Source organism: Dendronalium phyllosphericum CENA369, assembly GCF_016056275.1.
GTDB classification, from domain to species: domain Bacteria; phylum Cyanobacteriota; class Cyanobacteriia; order Cyanobacteriales; family Nostocaceae; genus Dendronalium; species Dendronalium phyllosphericum.
The window spans coordinates 32,544-50,591 of sequence record NZ_JAECZA010000005.1 but is presented as its reverse complement, the minus strand read 5'-3'; the positions used below and the strand labels follow the sequence as shown (position 1 = coordinate 50,591).

Sequence of the window (18,048 nt, the reverse complement as noted above, 5' to 3'; positions counted from 1 at the left end):
TGGGCAACGCCAGATATGTTTTAATTTATAACTTAGTGAGAATTTCTGGCAACAACTGACTAGGTACTTTAGATAAGGCAAGATTTTGTCCTTGGATGCCTAATTCGTTGTGGAAAGCCCGAATTGTTTTCACCACATAGGCAAAAGTTGTTTGATAAGCCTCTGGTTGTTTTCTCAATCCTTTTAAGGCTTGTAAATGATTGTTTAATGCTACTTCTAAATGTTGCGATCGCGTCGCTTTATCACCATTAAAAGCATTATCTGTTACTAGCTGATAATGAGCTAGTCCTAAATTATTGTGAGCAGCAAACACATCAAAACTTAAAGAGGCACTGTTTAGTGAATGAGCTAAAGCAATGGCTTCTTCGTAAGCGCTGATGCACAATTGTAGTAATTTTTGCCGCACATCTTTTGTTGTCTGAGACAAATTTGCGAGATGCCAGTATGCCGTACCAAGATTATTGTGAGTGGCGGCGCAGGCATTAGGAACATGAACGGGAGTTCGATATTTTAAAGCTTCGCGGTAGACATCGATAGCTGACTTGAGGTTTTCAGCTGGTTGTTCGTATTGAGCTAGGTTCCAGTAGGCAGTACCGATATTATTTTGAATCATGCCATACTTTAGCGGCTCCTGTTCTGGGTTGTAGCGAACCAGTGCTTCATTGTAAGATGCGATCGCTTGCTGCAAATGCACAATTGGTTGATTGTGTTGTGCGAGATGCCAGTAGGCAGTACCTAAATTATTCTGACAAGCAGCATACTTTAACGGATCGGTTTCGGCTGTTCGATAACGCAGTGCTTCGCTGTAAGCTGAAACTGCTTGCTGCCAATTCTCGGCTGGCTGAGAAAAACGAGCTAAATCACCGTAAGCTGTTCCCAAATTATTTTGCACCCGCGCGTAAGTTTCGGCATGTGTCTGTGGTGAAATTAACTTTAAAGCCAACTGATAAAATTCAATTCCCTGCTCAATGTAAGTTTGTCCCTCTTCGGAACTATGTGGTGTGCGATATAGCATCCAGTAAAGTGTACCTAAATCATTTAAAATATCTGGCAGTTGTGGTGAGGCTTCATCGTGAGCGATCGCTTCTTGATAAGCAAGAATTGCCACCATCAAATTTTCGATGCTTGACTGTCCTTGCTCAATCCGAAGGCGATATAAATTTCCTAACTGATGATAAGCTGCTGCTAGTGTTTCTTGGGAAGCTTGTTGTGAGTGTAATTCCTCTATTTCTAACAAAATTTGTTGTGGTTGCCAGTTCTCTTCTGTGTCTCGATCCTGCGGATTAATCGTTGCTGTGACTAACTCTACTAATTCCTGACTCACATAAGACAGTGATAAGCTCTGGTTTTCACTCGTACTAGCTGCATGTTCCTGCTGCTGTAGCTCATTGTTCAACAATTCTGAAGTTACAGGTGGAGTTTCTTGTACTTTACCTGCTCTTGTTGGTATTTCTGGCGACAAATTAAAATCATCCGCAAACTTGAGATTTTTTGCAGCTGCTTCTTTAAGTTCTGCTTCAATTGCTGATTCTTCTAAAACAGATCGCTCAAAATTTCCTAAGTCCAAACTTCTAGAACTAGAAAAACGTTCTGGATAATCTGAATTATGTGTCGTAGGTGTAGGTTCTCCAGCAAATATAAATACACCAGTACGCCAACGCCAAAACTGTGGAGCTGACTGCTGAATAGCAGATAACCAAGGACGCGATACCCACAACAGCAGGCTAGACTCAAGGAATCGGCTAGATTCTTGGCTAGAGAAATACTGTTCGCTTAAGCGCAAATTGTGTAAAAAGGAACGTTGTACTGCTACTGGCTGCTTAGTTAGCTGCTCTACCCCGACAATCTGAAATGTTGGTATTGGTAAAGGTCGTCCAGGTGTATCTTTTGATGCCCCAACAATCGGCGGTGGATAGTTAGTTAGCCATTGATTTATCTGAGCTATAGGGTGAGGTTCGCTTAAATTCAACCGCAAAGTCACTAATCGCGGGTAGGCTGGAGTACTAGTTGCCTGGCCATCTAATGGCTGATATAAAATTTGCCCAACTGGATAAGCCAAAGTGGAATGCAAACGAGCCGCCACTTGATTTCTTAAGTGTAAATCATCACATACCGCCAAAAATATTTGTCGCCGTAAGTCGAGACTGAGGGCGAGCTTTAGACGGTGATAAACTTGCCGATTCCAAGCGAAATTATCGGAGTGTGCAGTATCATTCACGCTCATGGCGGCTAAAGAGCCAAGACAAAGTTTACATCCCCTGATAGGGCGCATTCAAAATAAGCTAACAATCTCACTAAGCTAATGCACGCTAAAAAAGCATAACTACTCGTGGTGGTTGTTGACTGTTAACTGTTGACTGTCAACAGTCTAATCGAGCAAAGCAAGGATAGCTCCGCCTCCAGTCAATGTGCAATTTTTATGTGGAACAGCTCATGACTGTCATCAAGTAGATGTTATTCTACTTTGGATATATTAAGCTTTTCAGATTAGCCAAAAATAAAGTATATAATTATACTACAATATGATAATTCTCGCAAAAAATCAAAAATCAGGCTCCCACCATAATGGAAACCTGAAAAACGAAAAAATTAAATTTTATTAAAAACTTTTTGCTCAACTAAGATTGGAAACAGAGAAGGCGACAAAAATCAAACCACCTACCAAAGCTGTAGCAGCGACTCCTAAGTAAATATAAGTCCGCTTTTGCCCATCTGTGGGAGGTTGGGCTTGATAAATCTTTGGTTCCTTAGCAAAATTGTTTAGAAGACCGCCTTCTTCTTGTGTATAGGGCATGAACCAGTTCCTTATTTCCTTTGTTTATTTAATGTTACAGAAACATATATATTATGCTCTCATACTAGGGGACTAAATCGTTACATTTGTTAGTTGTCAGTTGTTTTGCTATTGACGACTGACAACTGACAACTGACTAACTAGTAATTGTGCCGGTGAGTGGCGAACTAGCACTTGCATAGTCTTTGAGAGGCATTCTGCCAGCAAGGTATGCTAAACGTCCGGCAACTGTGGCTAAATTCATCGCCTGAGCCATAACTGCTGGATTTTGGGAAAGAGCGATCGCACTATTAATTAATAAGGCATCTGCCCCTAATTCCATTGCCTGTGCTGCTTCTGATGGCGAACCAATACCAGCATCTACCACCACCGGCACATTAGCATTCTCAATGATAATTTGGATATTGGCAGTTGTCTTCAGCCCTTGTCCCGAACCAATGGGCGATGCTAAAGGCATGACTGTAGCACAGCCGACATCTTCTAAGCGCTTGGCTAACATCGGGTCAGCGTTGATGTAGGGCAATACCGCAAAACCTTCTTTCACTAGTTGTTCTGCGGCTTGTAATGTTCCAATCGGATCGGGAAGTAAATATTTCGGGTCGGGGATCACTTCTAACTTGACAAAATTGTTATCTTCCTGTCCTAATAGTTTGGCCATTTCTCGCCCCAAACGAGCAACGCGAATCGCTTCTTCTGCGGTTTGACAACCTGCTGTATTAGGCAACATCCAGATTTTTGTCCAATCTAGGGCTTCGGCTAAACCTTCGTGTCCCGGTGCTTTGGTTTGTACTCTTCGTACTGCTACAGTGACAATTTCGCAACCACTAGCAGCAATACTTTGTTGCATTTCCTCAATACTGCGATATTTGCCAGTTCCCGTCATCAAGCGAGATTGGAAAGTTTTGCCAGCGATAATAAGTGCTGAGTCGGGAGAGACGCGATTAATCGCGTCTGTACAATAGTAAGGAGTAGGGAGTGGGGCGGGGTGATGTCCGTTGGAGAAATTGCTGGAGTGAGTGAGCATGGAGGTAGATGGCTGGGTGTGGAAGCGGGAATAGTGGAAATTAGACAGTAGAGGATCTGATTTTTGTTCGCAAATTAAATCGGCAAGTAAAACTGCGGTTATCGGCGCAAGCAAAATGCCATTACGATAATGACCTGTGGCAAAGGTTAAATTTTGACAATGACTAGCACCAAGGATAGGCAATTCATCGGGGGTGGCTGGGCGAAATCCCCACCAAAATTGCTGGATAGGATAATCCTGTAATTGGGGATATAGGCGAATTGCTGATTGGAGTAAGCTTTGAATACCTGCGGGGGTGTTGTGTGGGATAAAACCGACATCTTCGCTAGTTGCACCAATAATGAGCGCTCGCTCGCCTCTTGGTACTATGTAAATGTCTTGACCAAATAAAATTCGCTTTAAAGGCAATTCTGGTAAAAATTCTGGGACGCGCAAGCTGAACATTTGCCCTTTGCGAGGGCGCACGGGTAACGGTAATAATTCATTTGACCAAGCACCTGTAGCTAAGACATAATGGGCAGCGCTAATGACTCCAGCACTAGTTTGCACGCCTATCACTTGTCCTTGTCGCTGTAAAAATGCTTCTACTGTAATGCCGTCTTTGAGTTCAACACCAACAGACTCAGCGGCTGTCCAAAGTATATTAGCTAACGCTCTATTATCAACTTGTCCATCTTCTGGATACCACCAACCACCAACAACTTCATTTCCCAATCCCGATTGATATTGATGAATGGCGGCTCGATCTAACCAGTAAGCAGGTGACTCACGGGCGTGAGGAGAAGATGAAGAGGACGGAGGGACATGGGGACGCGGGGACGCGGGGAAATTACTCTCCGCGTCCCTGCGTCTCCCAATCTCCGCGTCTTCTTCCTCTGCTTTCCTGCTTTCTTCATAAATGGGTGCTAAAATGCCACAGGGTCGATAACCAGTATTTAAACCAGTCAAATCTTCGAGTTTACGCGTCCAGTTTGGATATAAAGAACGCGATCGCCAACATAAAGAATACATTCCCTCATCTGGGATGTTTTCTGCATCTGGTGCTAACATGCCAGCGGCTGCATGAGTGGCAGCAGCTTGAAAATCACGGCAAAGCACGGTGACATGTGCCCCGCGCAGTTTGAGTTCAATGGCGATCGCCAAGCCAATAACGCCGCCACCGATAATTAAAATGTCGCTAGTCATTAGTTATTTATGATTTATCATCTGCTATTTCTTATTAGTACATAACTAATAACTCATAACATGTAACTAACGACTAGCGATCGTTACCATAAAGCTCGAATCGGTTCGTTATTTTGATTTGTCTCACTTGAGGTTGACGTGTCTGTTGATTGCACGTTGGTAGCGCTGCTATCTGGTGTGTTCTCAGATGATGACGATGAATCACTAGGAGCGTTGTTTTGAGCAACGCTAGTCCTGTTTTCGCTAGAGTTATTATTTTCTTCGGTAGAACTTGTCTTGTCTTCATTAGTGCTGAGTTCATCCGAGGCAACACTAGTCTTACCTTCAGTTGGCGTATTATTACTCCTATTCCTGCTGGGAGCAGAGCTATTAACATTAATATTAGCTGGCAGGACTTGTGATTTTCTGCCCGTAGGAGTATTACTGGCTGTTTGTTGCCCCATTGGAAAGTTGATGCCTAGCAATGTACCTAACAAAATTGCCAAGCCTCCAGCCATTAAAATTAACGGTGTCCATCTACCCATTTTGTTTTGCTCCTTTGTAACCTAACCTTTTGATTTCTATACCGTTTGAGAACCTTGACCCCAAAATCCGTCAAATTTTGTTACTGTCACATCGCCTAAAACCTGAGTTTGACAGGCTAAACGTAGGTTTCTTGTAGGAGAATGGGGAGGAAGCGAGCGTCGCGCTTTGTCACGCCAATTCGCCACAGAAACTTCACCCTCTACTTTGACAGCACAAGTACCACAACTGCCAATTCCTCGACAGTTTATTACCTTAGCACCGCCATTGTAGAGGTCAATGCCATTTTGCAGCATAATTTTTCGTAAGTTGGCTCCGCGATTGCACTCAATTGTTTTACCTTGAGCTAGTATCTTGGGCATTTTTCAATTACCAAACTGGCTTGTTGTAGTATCTTGGCACATTGCCATAAAAGTTGTCTCCAAAGTCCCTGTCTTATGACCACAAATCCCACACCTCAAATTTGGCTCTATGACACCACGTTACGGGATGGCACTCAGCGCGAAGGGTTATCAGTTTCTATAGAAGATAAGTTACGCATTGCTAAAAGACTCGACCAACTCGGAATTCCCTTCATTGAAGGTGGTTGGCCTGGGGCCAATCCTAAGGATGTTCAATTTTTCTGGCAACAGCAAGAAGATCCGCTCAAACAAGCAGAAATTGTTGCTTTTTGTTCAACTCGACGACCCAACACTAATGCTGCTGACGAGCCGATGCTGCAAGACATCCTCGCTGCGGGCACGCGTTGGGTAACAATATTTGGCAAATCTTGGGATTTACATGTCACAACAGGTCTAAAGACAACTTTAGAAGAAAATTTGGCAATGATCCGCGATACTGTCGAGTTTTTTCGCGCTCAAGGTCGGCGCGTCATCTACGATGCAGAACACTGGTTTGATGGTTATAAGCACAATCAAGATTATGCTTTACAGACATTAGAGGCAGCATTCAAAGCTGGTGCGGAATGGCTAGTCCTCTGCGATACGAATGGCGGCACTTTGCCCCACGAAGTCAGCCAAATTGTTGAAGCAGTCAATAGTCATTTGTCAGTAGTCAGTTGCCAAGAACAAATGACTACTGACAACGGACAACTGACGACTCCTCAAATCGGAATTCACACTCATAATGATTCGGATATGGCAGTAGCCAATGCTTTAGCTGCTGTAATGGCAGGGGCAAGGATGGTACAAGGGACAATCAACGGTTATGGCGAACGTTGTGGTAATGCTAACCTCTGTTCGTTAATACCCAATTTACAACTGAAGCTAGGTTACAGTTGTATCGGAGAACACCAGCTAAATCAGCTTACAGAAGCTAGTCGCTTTGTCAGCGAAGTGGTGAACCTCGCTCCTGACGAACATGCTCCCTTTGTAGGACGTTCGGCTTTTGCTCATAAAGGTGGTATTCATGTCTCAGCAGTAGAACGCAATCCCCTGACTTACGAACACATTCAACCAGAACAAGTCGGTAATCGCCGCCGCATCGTAATTTCCGAACAGGCTGGACTGAGTAATGTTTTAGCGAAAGCCCGTACTTTTGGCATTGAACTGGATAAACAAACACCCCAAGCTCGGCAGATTCTCCAACGCCTCAAAGATTTGGAGAATGAAGGATATCAATTTGAAGCCGCAGAGGCGAGTTTTGCCTTGTTGATGTATGAGGCATTGGGCGGTCGCCAGCAATTTTTTGAAATCAGAGGTTTTCAAGTTCACTGTGATTTGATTGAGGAGAAAGAAGCTAGCAATGCCCTAGCGACAGTGAAAGTAGCTGTCAGTGGCAAGAATATTTTAGAGGCCGCAGAAGGTAACGGCCCGGTTGCAGCTTTAGATGCAGCCTTACGCAAGGCTTTGGTTAACTTTTATCCCCAAATTGCCACTTTTGAGTTGACAGACTACAAAGTGCGAATTCTTGACGGACATACAGGTACAGCAGCAAAAACCCGCGTGCTGGCAGAATCAGGCAATGGTTATCAACGCTGGACAACTGTAGGGGTTTCCACCAACATTCTGGCAGCTTCTTATCAAGCAGTGGTAGAAGGATTAGAATATGGTTTGTTGTTACATTCCCAAGCTGAAGCGGCGTTGAAAGCTTCGAGTTGAGGAGTTAGGAAAGATGAGGAGAGAAGTCGCAAGGAGGAGCCACTGCTTTGGACGGGTTTCCCGGCTTGAAGCAAGTGGCGTGGTCTCCCTCCGGGCGAACTTCGGAGGGATAAGGGAGGGTAAGCAGCAAAAGGGAAAGGAATTCCTTTGTTCGTTTTCAGTGCTACTCCCCCTTTTCTAGACAATATTGATTGGGAGGCTGTAAATCCAGAAACAGTAGCTCAATTGACAATCCCAGACAAATAAGCTGTTACGCTTTTAAATCGCACATTGACCAAAGTTGACGACTGTTGACAGTCAACAGTCAGCCGTCAACAACCACTATGAGTATTTCTGAAAATTAAATGCGCTTTAGCTTAGTTTTTATCGATTCCCACACCTAAGAAAGCGATGTCTCACGACAAACTGTTTTGCATCTACACAATTTGAGCCAAAATTTCCAAACATTAATACAGTCACACAGCAGAAGTCACTAAAACCCTTCTGCTTCCTGCCTTCTTTATGGAAGACTTTCCCAAGCTTGGCTGACCAATTTACTCAGCCAGCGTCTTTGCTGTCGATCTAACACTGTATCATCGGCTAGTACTTGAGCGGTTAATTCTTCCAAGGATTGACCCTGAGAGCGAACAATTTTAATCACACCAGCGATCGCTGAGGCGACTAATTCTTCATCAATCGGCTTTTGTTGTAGGTCAAAAATTTCTTGGGGACTATCTGGGATGGGATAATTCATGGCGTGGGTTTACAGAAATTCAAAATGAACAACAAATTTGAGAAACTATTAAAAATTCTTTACTGAATCTTTACTTAACTAATAGGGCGGAGTCTATCGTAATTTCTGTCTTTTTAAAATCTGTCTTAATGAATAGATTAATCGGAGATATGAGTAAAACATGAAAGAAATACTGTATTTAGAAGTTCCAATTTCAGATATCGCGGCTGTACGCAGCTGGTTGCAAACAGATTTTGAACCAGGAAATGGTGAAAAAGTGCTGACTCCAGATGGCTTTCGCCTCAGAATAACTACTGAGACTACAACTGCTGGTGCAGCTATTTCCGAAAAATTACCGATAGAACTTTCTGTATTTGTCTGGTCGGTGCAGCGCACCACATATTTGAAAGTTTTTCGTTGGGCAGACCGACCGTTTCCTCAGGAAAGGCAAATCCTGCAACGCTTGAGCGCTGAAATCAGAAAGCGCTTTGGGCATAATTACCCGGAACCACCAAAGATTGATTCTAAACAATCAATTTTTGAGGCGCTAGCCCCTTATTACCCTCTGACAGTCAAATATTTTCAGCAAATGCCCAATGGGGAATACGACCTCAAGCGTGCCTACTGGTGGGAGCAAAGATGGCGCGAAGGAGTACGGAATCCTCAGCAGCCTAGGCAGGTGGTTTTTAAAGGAGATGGGGGAGATGGGGGAGATGAGGGAGCAAAATCCTCTTCATCCGCCACTTACGACCTGATCTACATCGGTGGGGCATTGGGTGTTATCCATGCGGCAGTTATGGCCAAACTGGGATATAAAGTGCTACTGGTGGAGCGAATGCCTTTTGGGCGGATGAATCGAGAATGGAATATTTCTCGTGATGAAATTCAAAGTTTGATTAATCTGGGTTTGGTGACATCTGCCGAGTTAGAAACTGTAATTGCGAGAGAATATAAAGATGGATTTAATAAATTTTTTGATGGCAATAATCCAGCTAAACTGCGATCGCCTGTTTTGCACACACCCACAGTTTTGAATGTAGCTTTAGACTCTGACAAATGGCTGCAAATGTGCGGTCAAAAGCTACGAGCAGCAGGTGGGGAAATTTGGGACGAGACAGAATTTATTCGTGCCGATATCAGTGAAGCACAAGTTGTTATTACAGTCAAGCATTTACCCAGTGAAAAAGAGCAACAAGTGAGTGGGCGACTGTTAGTCGATGCGATGGGAACCGCCTCCCCTATTGCTTGGCAATTAAATGGCGGTCGTGCCTTTGATAGTGTTTGTCCAACGGTGGGAGCAGTAATTGAGCGCGGGTTTGCGCCAGAAGTTTGGGATTCTCAGTATGGAGATGTGCTTTACAGCCACGGAGATATTTCGCGGGGAAGGCAGTTGATTTGGGAATTGTTTCCGGGAGTGGGTGAGGAAATGACGATTTATTTATTTCACTACCACGAAGTTAATCCGCAAAATCCCGGTTCTCTGCTGGAGATGTACGAAGACTTTTTCACGATTTTGCCAGAGTATCGCCGCTGCGATGTAGACAAGTTGGTGTGGAAAAAGCCGACATTTGGCTATATTCCGGGTCATTTTAGTGTCGGGAGTAGCGATCGCAAGGTTGCCTTTGATAGATTGATTGCGATCGGTGATGCTGCATCTCTCCAGTCTCCCCTTGTCTTCACGGGTTTTGGTTCTCTGGTTCGCAACTTAGAACGGTTAACAACCCTATTAGATACCGCCCTTAAGCATGATTTGCTCGCTTTTCGTCACTTAAACCGCATTCGCGCTTACCAAAGTAACGTTTCCGTAACTTGGTTATTTTCCAAAGGCATGATGGTTCCGACGGGGAAATTTTTACCACCCCAGCGGATTAATTCTATGCTCAATACCTTTTTTGGGCTGTTGGCTGACGAACCCCCAGAAGTAGCAGATAATTTTATCAAAGATCGGTGCGATTGGTTAACTTTTAACCGCCTAGCACTCAAAGCAGCTCGCAAAAATCCCGCCTTGTTGTTGTGGATTTGGCAACTCGCCGGGCCAAAAGATTTAATGCGCTGGCTTGGTAATTATTTTAATTTCGGTCGTCATGCTTTAGTCAATGCTTTGCTGAGTAAATGGTTCCCGCACTTCCTGATACAGATTCAACCTTGGCTCGAACCTCGCTATCCCGCTTTGTGGTTGCGGTGCTTGGCTATTGGCTACGCGATCACAACTGGTAGGCCGCGATCGCGTCATCAATTAACAACAGTCAATTCAGAAACCAGAATTCAAAACTCTGAAGCTAGAATACTCAATTAGATTATTAGTCAGCGAGCGGTTGTCACGAAGAGGGTGTAGGGAGTAGCGCAACGGGTGTAGGGAAAACGGCATTGGTCGGGGCGAGGATGCCCCACCAATGCCATCGTCTTGAAAAGCTTAGGATTGTGTCAATAGCGGTTGTTGGGGCTATTTCTTCCCCCACACCCCACACCCCGCCCCAACGCAGGGCTGTTTCATTCCCGCTCATCTTTATAAGTAGTTTAACGATTAACTGTACTCATGTCCGGGTAGCGATCGCCTGCGGTAATACCTTTTGGTGCAACTGCTTCAATTCGCCTGAGATCGTCTGGAGTCAATACAATCTCAGTCGCTGCAATGTTTTCCTCTAAATAAGTGCGCCGCTTTGTACCAGGAATGGGGACAATATCTTCACCTTGCGCCAATAACCATGCTAAAGCAAGTTGACTAGGTGTTACTTGCTTTTCATCAGCGATTTCCTTGACTTTTTGCACTAGTTGCAGATTTTTATTGAAATTCTCACCCTGAAAACGTGGATTATTTCTCCGGTAATCGTCTGCGGCGAGGTCTTCAGGACGGGCGATCGCTCCCGATAAAAACCCACGACCAAGCGGACTGTAAGCTACAAAACCAATTCCTAGTTCCCGTATAGTAGGTAAAATTTCATCTTCTGGGTCGCGACTCCACAGTGAATACTCTGTTTGTAGTGCGGTAATTGGGTGAATTGCAACTGCTCGGCGAATTGTCGCGGGAGCAGCTTCCGAAAGCCCTAGATAGCGCACTTTTCCAAGTTTTACTAACTCTGCCATTGCTCCTACAGTATCCTCAATTGGCACGTTTGGATCGACGCGATGTTGATAGTACAAATCGATCGCGTCCACTCCCAAACGCTTGAGTGAAGCATCGCAAGCTTGACGAACATATTCAGGGCTGCCATTAACTCCTTTCCAGCCACCATCTTCAGTACGAACATTGCCAAACTTGGTTGCTAGTACTACTCGATCCCGACGATCCTTAATTGCTTTGCCTACTAGTTGTTCATTGGTAAACGGCCCGTACATATCAGCCGTATCGAGAAAATTTAACCCAAGGTCTAAAGCACGATGAATGGTGGCGATCGCTTCTGACTCGTCACGACCGCTGTAAAACTCAGACATTCCCATGCAACCAAGTCCCAGTTGAGAAACTTCAAGTCCTTGTTTGCCCAGCTTTCTAGTTTTCATCGAACAGTCTCCTGGTCAGTAATTAATAAGAAAAAATAACGCACTTGAGCATTATCCCTCTGGCTCTGGCCAAGTCATCTATTCTTAGGAGTATTTTTTTAATATGAAGAATAATTTAGGAGTCAGAATAGTTGAAGAATCAGGCGAAGATTTGATACATGAATATCTTACTGGATACTAGAGTCTCGATAAATTCTGACTTCTGACTCCTGGGTGCTGAATTCTTACTTATCAACTAAACTTTTGAAAAGTTGATGTTCTCGGATTCCATCAAAATCACTGTCAGTTTTGGCAAGTTTTTGAAATCTTTTCGGTTCGAGTTTGATTGCTTTTTCTAAGTTTTGAGTTGCCAGGGTTACATTATTTAGTAATGCATAACAACAGGCTTGATTGTACCAATAATCAGCATATTGTGGCTGAATTTCAATGGCTTTTTCGTAGATAATCAAAGCCTCTTGATATCTTTTTAATTTTGTTAAAGCCAAGCCTTTGTAATTCCAAGCAGCGGTATTATCTGAATTGAGAGAAATAACTTTGTCATAAGCGGCGATCGCTTGTTCGTACTGGTGTAAATAATAGAGTGCATTTCCTCGATCCAACCAAAAACCGTAAAAGTCAGAATAGATAGTAATTGCTTTGTCATAAGAGTATATAGCTGCTTTATAGTCTTGGTTTGCTGCTAAAGCTTGTCCTCGCAACCACCAAGTATTACTATCGTCAGGTCTAATTTCAAGCACTCGATCGTAAGCTGCGATCGCTTCTGCATAACGCTGTAATTGAGTTAAAATTACACCTTTGCTATACCAAGCTTGGTGGAAATCTACCGACAAAGCGATCGCTTTATCGTATGCTTCTAAAGCTTGTTCCTCTCTTTGTAGTTTTTCTAAAGTCAAACCTCGGTAATACCAAAGGTTAATAGATTCTGGTTCAATTTTCAGTCTCTGGTCATAGATATTCAGAACTTGTTCGTACTTTTGTAATTTTTCTAGCAATTGAACTTGGTTAATCCCAGCTTGAGAGTCGGGTTTTAGTTGTATTCCTTGGTTATAAGCAATAAGCGCTGCTTTATTTTGTTGTAACTTTTCTAAAGCTATACCTTTTTCAATCCATGCTTCTGCATATTCTGCTTGGAATTGAATTGCTTTGTCATAAGAAGCAATCGCTTCTTCGTAGCGTCCTAAATCTTTCAGAACAATCCCGTGGTAATACCAAATTTCTGGGTCGTCAGATTTAATTTCTAGTGCTTTTTCGTAAGCAGCAAGCGCCTCTACATATCTTTGTAATGAATAAAGTGAATAACCACGCAAAAACCAAGCTTCAGTGTAGTCTGGTTGAATCTGAATAGCTCGGTCGTATGAGGCGATCGCTTCTTCATATTTCTTCAATGAATAAAACGCATAGCCTCGCCAGTACCACGCATCAGCATTTTTGGGTTGATTTTTGAGTGCTTTGTCATAGGATGCGATCGCCTGCTCGTATTGTTGCGAAGAAATTAATTTATTGGCTTGTTGCTGTAAGGTTTGATTCTTGTCTCTAAATATCCATAAAAGCAAAACTAATCCGATAACTAAATATTGGGAGTTTTGTCTAAATATTCCACTACCTAATATAGTTAGATGCAGCGGAACTTTTAAGAATTCACCTATATAAGCAGTTAAATCCCATAAAAATTGATTAAAAGGTCGAGCAAACCATAATAGACCAATCAGTACCCAAATACCATATTTAGCAACTTTGTTGAATTGCTGTCGAATTGGTTGTGGCAACCACGGCTCAATAATCCCGTAACCATCTAGCGCCGGAATGGGTAATAAATTAATTAAAACAACATAAATATTTAGGGAAATTATATAAGCTAATGAAACTACAAAAGGGAATAAAATCGAATTTTGATTTTCTAGGTCTAGGAAATACCAACCCAACATAAAAGGCAGAGATAGCAAACAAGCTAAAATCAGATCCGCCATCGGCCCAGCAGCGGAAACAGCACTTTTCCATAAGCGATTGCGTAATCGACTATGGTTAATGTAAACTGCACCTCCAGGTAGAGCAACACCACCTATTAGAAGAAAAAACAGCGGCATTAATAAACTCAAATTTGGCTCAGTATACTTGAGTGGGTTTAAAGTCAAATATCCCTTATCTTTAACAGAAGTATCTCCACCCCAATATGCCACTAATGCATGACCAAATTCATGCAAGCATAAAGACAAAACCCAACCCAAACAAATAAAAACTACTACTAGCCACATCATAAAATTTAATAAAAAAATTTATATTGCTAAATGAAGAAATGAAAGTTTTCACGTCAGCTAACTGCTTTTCTAAAAATAGCAGGTAAGAAATGGGTAATTCCTGTCAAATAGTGATTCCGTCAACTACTAAGCTGCTACGCTTTTAAATTGTACATTGACCAAAGTTGACAGTTAACAGTCAGCGGTCAACAACCACTATGAGTATTTCTGAAAATTAAATGCGCTTTAGCAGATATCTGCTTTGGCTTGAGCGTTAGCACAATCTTGGGTGGCACATCAGTTAAATAATTCGGCGTTGCATAATTGGAATATCAATTTTAGCGATCGCTACCTCTATCAAAAGTATGATTTTTTGTATTAGTTTCAAATTACATTGTATTACAAAATCTGCTAGTGGGTACAATCTTTGCTCTCCAAGCTATTAAATTCTCGCAATCAGAAACTTCCCTAGCTTTCTCTCAAATCTCAGAGTTTATTCGTAGTCGATTTTGCTAAAAATATCACATAAAACAAACTCAGTTTTTGTTTTTACTATGCGATCTAAAAAATAAATCAGGGAACACTAAAACTAGATATTTAACTTTCTTTACACTGAACTATGACAATAACAAACGGTTATGAAACATCAAACCTCTTAGACCTACAAGAATGTCACAAGCAGCTACAGCTTGCCGTTCAGTACCAAAAAATCCTGGGGAGAATTCTGGCTAAGATTCGTGCATCTGTAAACTTAGAATCCTTATGTTCGACTTCTTGTCAAGATATTTGTCGGCAATTGAAGATTGAGCGGGTAGCAATCTACCGCTTTAACACAGATTGGAGTGGTAGTTTTATCAATCGTTTTGGCTTTGCAGAGTCTCCTTGGGATGCACTAACTGCCTTTGGACAGGACTTAGTGTGGCAAGATTCGCACTTGCAAGAAACCCAAGGAGGACGATATCGCAAAAATGAGCCGTTTGCTGTGGCTGATATCTACGATGCAGGGCACGCTCGTTGTCATGTTGAGGTGTTAGAACAGTTTCAGATTCGGGCGTATGCGATCGCGCCTATTTTCGTGGGGGCAAAACTGTGGGGAATGCTTGCAGCTTATCAACACTCCGCACCCCGGCAATGGTATCCTCACGAAGTTGAATTCTTCGCCCAAGCCGCCAGCCATATCGGTGTGGCAATGCAGCAGATAGAAACTCTAGAACAAACCAAACAACGGACAGCAGAACTGCAAGATGCGATCGCTCGCCAACGTGCCTTAACGGAAGTAGTGGGGAATATTCGCTCGTCTGTCAACACCGAAATTATTCTAGACACCGCTTGTCAGGAACTCTGCAAACTTCTGAAGTTGGAGCGGGCGGCAATTTATCGCTTCAATGAAGACTGGAGCGGTGAATTTGTCAGCCAATTCGGCATGGTAGAGGCGCAGTGGGATAGAATCCATCCATTTGGCAAAAATTTGGTTTGGCAAGATACCCACCTCCAAGACACCAAAGGAGGACGCTACCGCAATAACGAAAGTTTTGCTGTCAACGATATTTATCAAGTTGCTCACTCGCGCTGTCACATCGATATTCTGGAGCAATTCAAGATTCGGGCGTATGCTTTAGCGCCCATCTTCATTGGGCCGAAACTATGGGGATTGATCGCAGCCTACCAACACTCCGGGCCGCGCCAATGGGCAAATTATGAAGTTGAGTTCCTCGGACAGGTGGGGGCACAATTGGGAGTTGCCATTCAGCAAGCCGAAAATTTAACTCAGTCGAAACAACAAGCGATGGCTCTACAAGATGCGATCGCTCGGCAACGGGCGCTGACAGAAGTGGTTGGGAAAATTCGCTCCTCCCTAAATATTGATTTGATTCTCAAAACCACTTGCCAGGAAGTATGTAAATTGCTGCGAGTTGAGCGAGTCGGCGTTTATCGCTTTAATCCCGACTGGAGTGGCGAATTTGTCAGTCATTTTGGCATGGTTGAGGCACAGTGGGACAGTATCAACCCGTTTGGTAAAAATCTCGTTTGGGAGGATACTCACCTCCAAGAAACCAAAGGCGGACGCTACCGCAACAACGAAACTTTTGCTGTTAACGACATTTATCAAGCCGGACACTCGCGCTGTCACCTAGATATTTTGGAGCAGTTCAAGATTCGCGCCTATGTCCTAACTCCAATTTTTGTGGGACGAAATCTTTGGGGATTGCTAGCTGCCTACCAACATTCTGCACCGCGCCAGTGGGATAGTGTGGAAGTGGAATTTTTGGGACAGGTTGCTAGCCAACTAGGAGTGGCGATGCAAAGTTCAGAAATGGTGACGCAAATCCAAACTCGCGCTGATGAACTGCACCAATCGGCTGAACAACGGCGGATATTATTCGATTTGGTCGTCAAAATTCGGGAATCGTTAGATTTAGAGACAATTTTAAAGACCACAGTACAGGAAGTGCGGCGATCGCTCAACGCAGATCGCGTCGGCATCTTTCGCTTTGATTCTGATGTCGGTTTTTGCAGTGGTGAATTTATCGCTGAAGATGTCCTACCCAAGTTTGATTCTACCCTCGCTGTGAAGGTGCAAGACTATTGCTTTGGCGACCAGTATGCACCGCAATACCGCCAAGGCAAACTGCAAGTGATGTCTGATGTCAACAGCGTTGGCTCGAAAGTGCCGCATCTAGATGTGATTGAAAGATTCCAAGTCAAAGCCCAGATTATTGTGCCGCTGATGGAAGGTGATGAACTGTGGGGGTTATTGTGCATTCACCAATGCACCCATGCCCGCGATTGGGAAGAACCGGAATTGGAATTTGTCAGCCAGGTAGCGGCTCAACTGAGTGTAGCACTACGTCAAGCCAACTTATTCCAGCAATCGAGTTTGCTGGGTCAAACCCGTGAAGAAGCAAATCAACTCGCCCAAGCATTAAATGAACTGCGTACTGCCCAACTGCAAATTATTCACTCTGAAAAAATGGCTAGTTTAGGGCAACTAGTTGCGGGGGTTGCCCATGAAATTAATAACCCAGTGAATTTTATTCACGGCAATTTAGAACACGCCCATCAATATACGCAAGAGTTACTGCGCTGTGTGGAGCTTTACCAACATTATCATCCCGATGCCGGCCCAGAAATCAAAGAGTTTTTAAAGAAAGCTGAAATCGAGTTTTTGTTCGACGACTTACCGAAATTATTTCAGTCTATGAAGGTGGGCACTGAGCGCATTCGTGAAATTGTCAGTTCGCTGCGGAACTTCTCGCGTCTAGATGAAGCCGACTTCAAAACCGCAAATATTCATGAAGGCATCGACAGTACATTAATGATTTTGCAAAACCGCTTGAAGCCTTCAGGCGATAGCCCCACGATTCATGTAAGTAAAGATTATGATACTTTACCTTTAATAGAATGCTATCCCGGTCAGTTGAATCAAGTATTTATGAATTTGCTGTCTAATGCCATTGATGCATTAGAAGAGCGAAACGCCCAAACTAGTGCCGAAGCCGCCAGCCCTGGCAAAATCAGAATTTCTACCTCTGTACTCAATAAAGATTGGATTGATATTCGGATTGCCGACAACGGACTCGGTATGAGTCAAGAGGTACTCTCGCGGCTGTTCGATCCATTTTTTACTACCAAGGGTGTGGGCAAAGGCACAGGGCTGGGACTTTCTATCAGTTATCAGATTGTTACAGAAAAACATAACGGTAAAATTTACTGCCAATCTGAACTCGGCAAAGGCACAGAGTTTGTGGTTGAGTTGCCAATTCGTCAAGCGACATCAGGCAAACCAGTAGCGAAAGCTAAGGTGTCAGATTAGTGGTCTGCCAACTCAAAAATGTTAGGTGGAGGTTGGGTTTAAAAGTAAAAGGGTAAGGATAAAAAACTTTTCCCCTTTCCCACGCCTCTTTAAAGCGCCAAGTTGCCTTGGCGTACTACTAGGAATCAGGTGAAAAAGGTAGGGGAAGGCTTCGCTGACTGCTGAA

Annotated in this window: 12 protein-coding genes; 3 read left to right on the top strand and 9 right to left on the bottom strand. The window is 43.4% G+C overall.

The window, feature by feature from the left end; genetic code table 11:
* Nucleotides 1-25: 25 nt before the first annotated feature.
* From I8752_RS02490 to I8752_RS02470, 5 genes are all read right to left on the bottom strand, one after another.
* Nucleotides 26-2,224, bottom strand: coding sequence for a tetratricopeptide repeat protein (locus I8752_RS02490; protein ID WP_214430752.1), 2,199 nt, complete (start codon nt 2,222-2,224; stop codon nt 26-28).
* A gap of 390 nt (nt 2,225-2,614) precedes the next feature.
* On the bottom strand, nt 2,615-2,794 hold the full coding sequence (gene psb34 / locus I8752_RS02485) for a photosystem II assembly protein Psb34 (protein ID WP_214430751.1): 180 nt from the start codon (nt 2,792-2,794) through the stop codon (nt 2,615-2,617).
* Nucleotides 2,795-2,930: 136 nt separating this feature from the next.
* Nucleotides 2,931-5,003 (bottom strand): thiazole synthase, encoded by a 2,073-nt coding sequence (locus I8752_RS02480; protein WP_214430750.1) that lies wholly within the window; start codon nt 5,001-5,003, stop codon nt 2,931-2,933.
* Nucleotides 5,004-5,086: 83 nt separating this feature from the next.
* On the bottom strand, nt 5,087-5,527 hold the full coding sequence (locus tag I8752_RS02475; protein WP_214430749.1) for a hypothetical protein: 441 nt from the start codon (nt 5,525-5,527) through the stop codon (nt 5,087-5,089).
* Between the two features lie 36 nt (nt 5,528-5,563).
* Nucleotides 5,564-5,887: a 2Fe-2S iron-sulfur cluster-binding protein gene (locus I8752_RS02470; RefSeq protein ID WP_214430748.1), complete on the bottom strand. Its 324-nt coding sequence runs from the start codon at nt 5,885-5,887 to the stop codon at nt 5,564-5,566.
* A 75-nt stretch (nt 5,888-5,962) separates the two neighbouring features.
* Here I8752_RS02470 and cimA point away from each other — a divergent pair, with 75 nt between their 5' ends.
* Nucleotides 5,963-7,624: a citramalate synthase gene (gene cimA, locus I8752_RS02465; RefSeq protein ID WP_214430747.1), complete on the top strand. Its 1,662-nt coding sequence runs from the start codon at nt 5,963-5,965 to the stop codon at nt 7,622-7,624.
* Nucleotides 7,625-8,123: 499 nt separating this feature from the next.
* Here the strand turns inward: cimA and I8752_RS02460 are convergent, their stop codons facing one another.
* Entirely contained in the window at nt 8,124-8,357 is a 234-nt protein-coding gene (locus I8752_RS02460) for a hypothetical protein (RefSeq protein ID WP_214430746.1), read from the bottom strand.
* A gap of 160 nt (nt 8,358-8,517) precedes the next feature.
* Here I8752_RS02460 and I8752_RS02455 point away from each other — a divergent pair, with 160 nt between their 5' ends.
* On the top strand, nt 8,518-10,632 hold the full coding sequence (locus tag I8752_RS02455; RefSeq protein WP_214430745.1) for an NAD(P)/FAD-dependent oxidoreductase: 2,115 nt from the start codon (nt 8,518-8,520) through the stop codon (nt 10,630-10,632).
* A gap of 22 nt (nt 10,633-10,654) precedes the next feature.
* Here I8752_RS02455 and I8752_RS02450 read toward each other — a convergent pair whose 3' ends face one another.
* From I8752_RS02450 to I8752_RS02440, 3 genes are all read right to left on the bottom strand, one after another.
* On the bottom strand, nt 10,655-10,840 hold the full coding sequence (locus I8752_RS02450; protein ID WP_214430744.1) for a hypothetical protein: 186 nt from the start codon (nt 10,838-10,840) through the stop codon (nt 10,655-10,657).
* Between the two features lie 13 nt (nt 10,841-10,853).
* Nucleotides 10,854-11,834 (bottom strand): aldo/keto reductase, encoded by a 981-nt coding sequence (locus I8752_RS02445; protein WP_214430743.1) that lies wholly within the window; start codon nt 11,832-11,834, stop codon nt 10,854-10,856.
* A gap of 224 nt (nt 11,835-12,058) precedes the next feature.
* A complete protein-coding gene (locus tag I8752_RS02440; protein ID WP_214430742.1) occupies nt 12,059-14,089 on the bottom strand; it encodes a tetratricopeptide repeat protein in 2,031 nt (676 codons plus the stop codon).
* A 598-nt stretch (nt 14,090-14,687) separates the two neighbouring features.
* Between I8752_RS02440 and I8752_RS02435 the strand changes: the two genes are divergently transcribed.
* Nucleotides 14,688-17,882, top strand: coding sequence for a GAF domain-containing sensor histidine kinase (locus tag I8752_RS02435; RefSeq protein ID WP_214430741.1), 3,195 nt, complete (start codon nt 14,688-14,690; stop codon nt 17,880-17,882).
* The last annotated feature ends 166 nt before the right edge of the window (nt 17,883-18,048 follow it).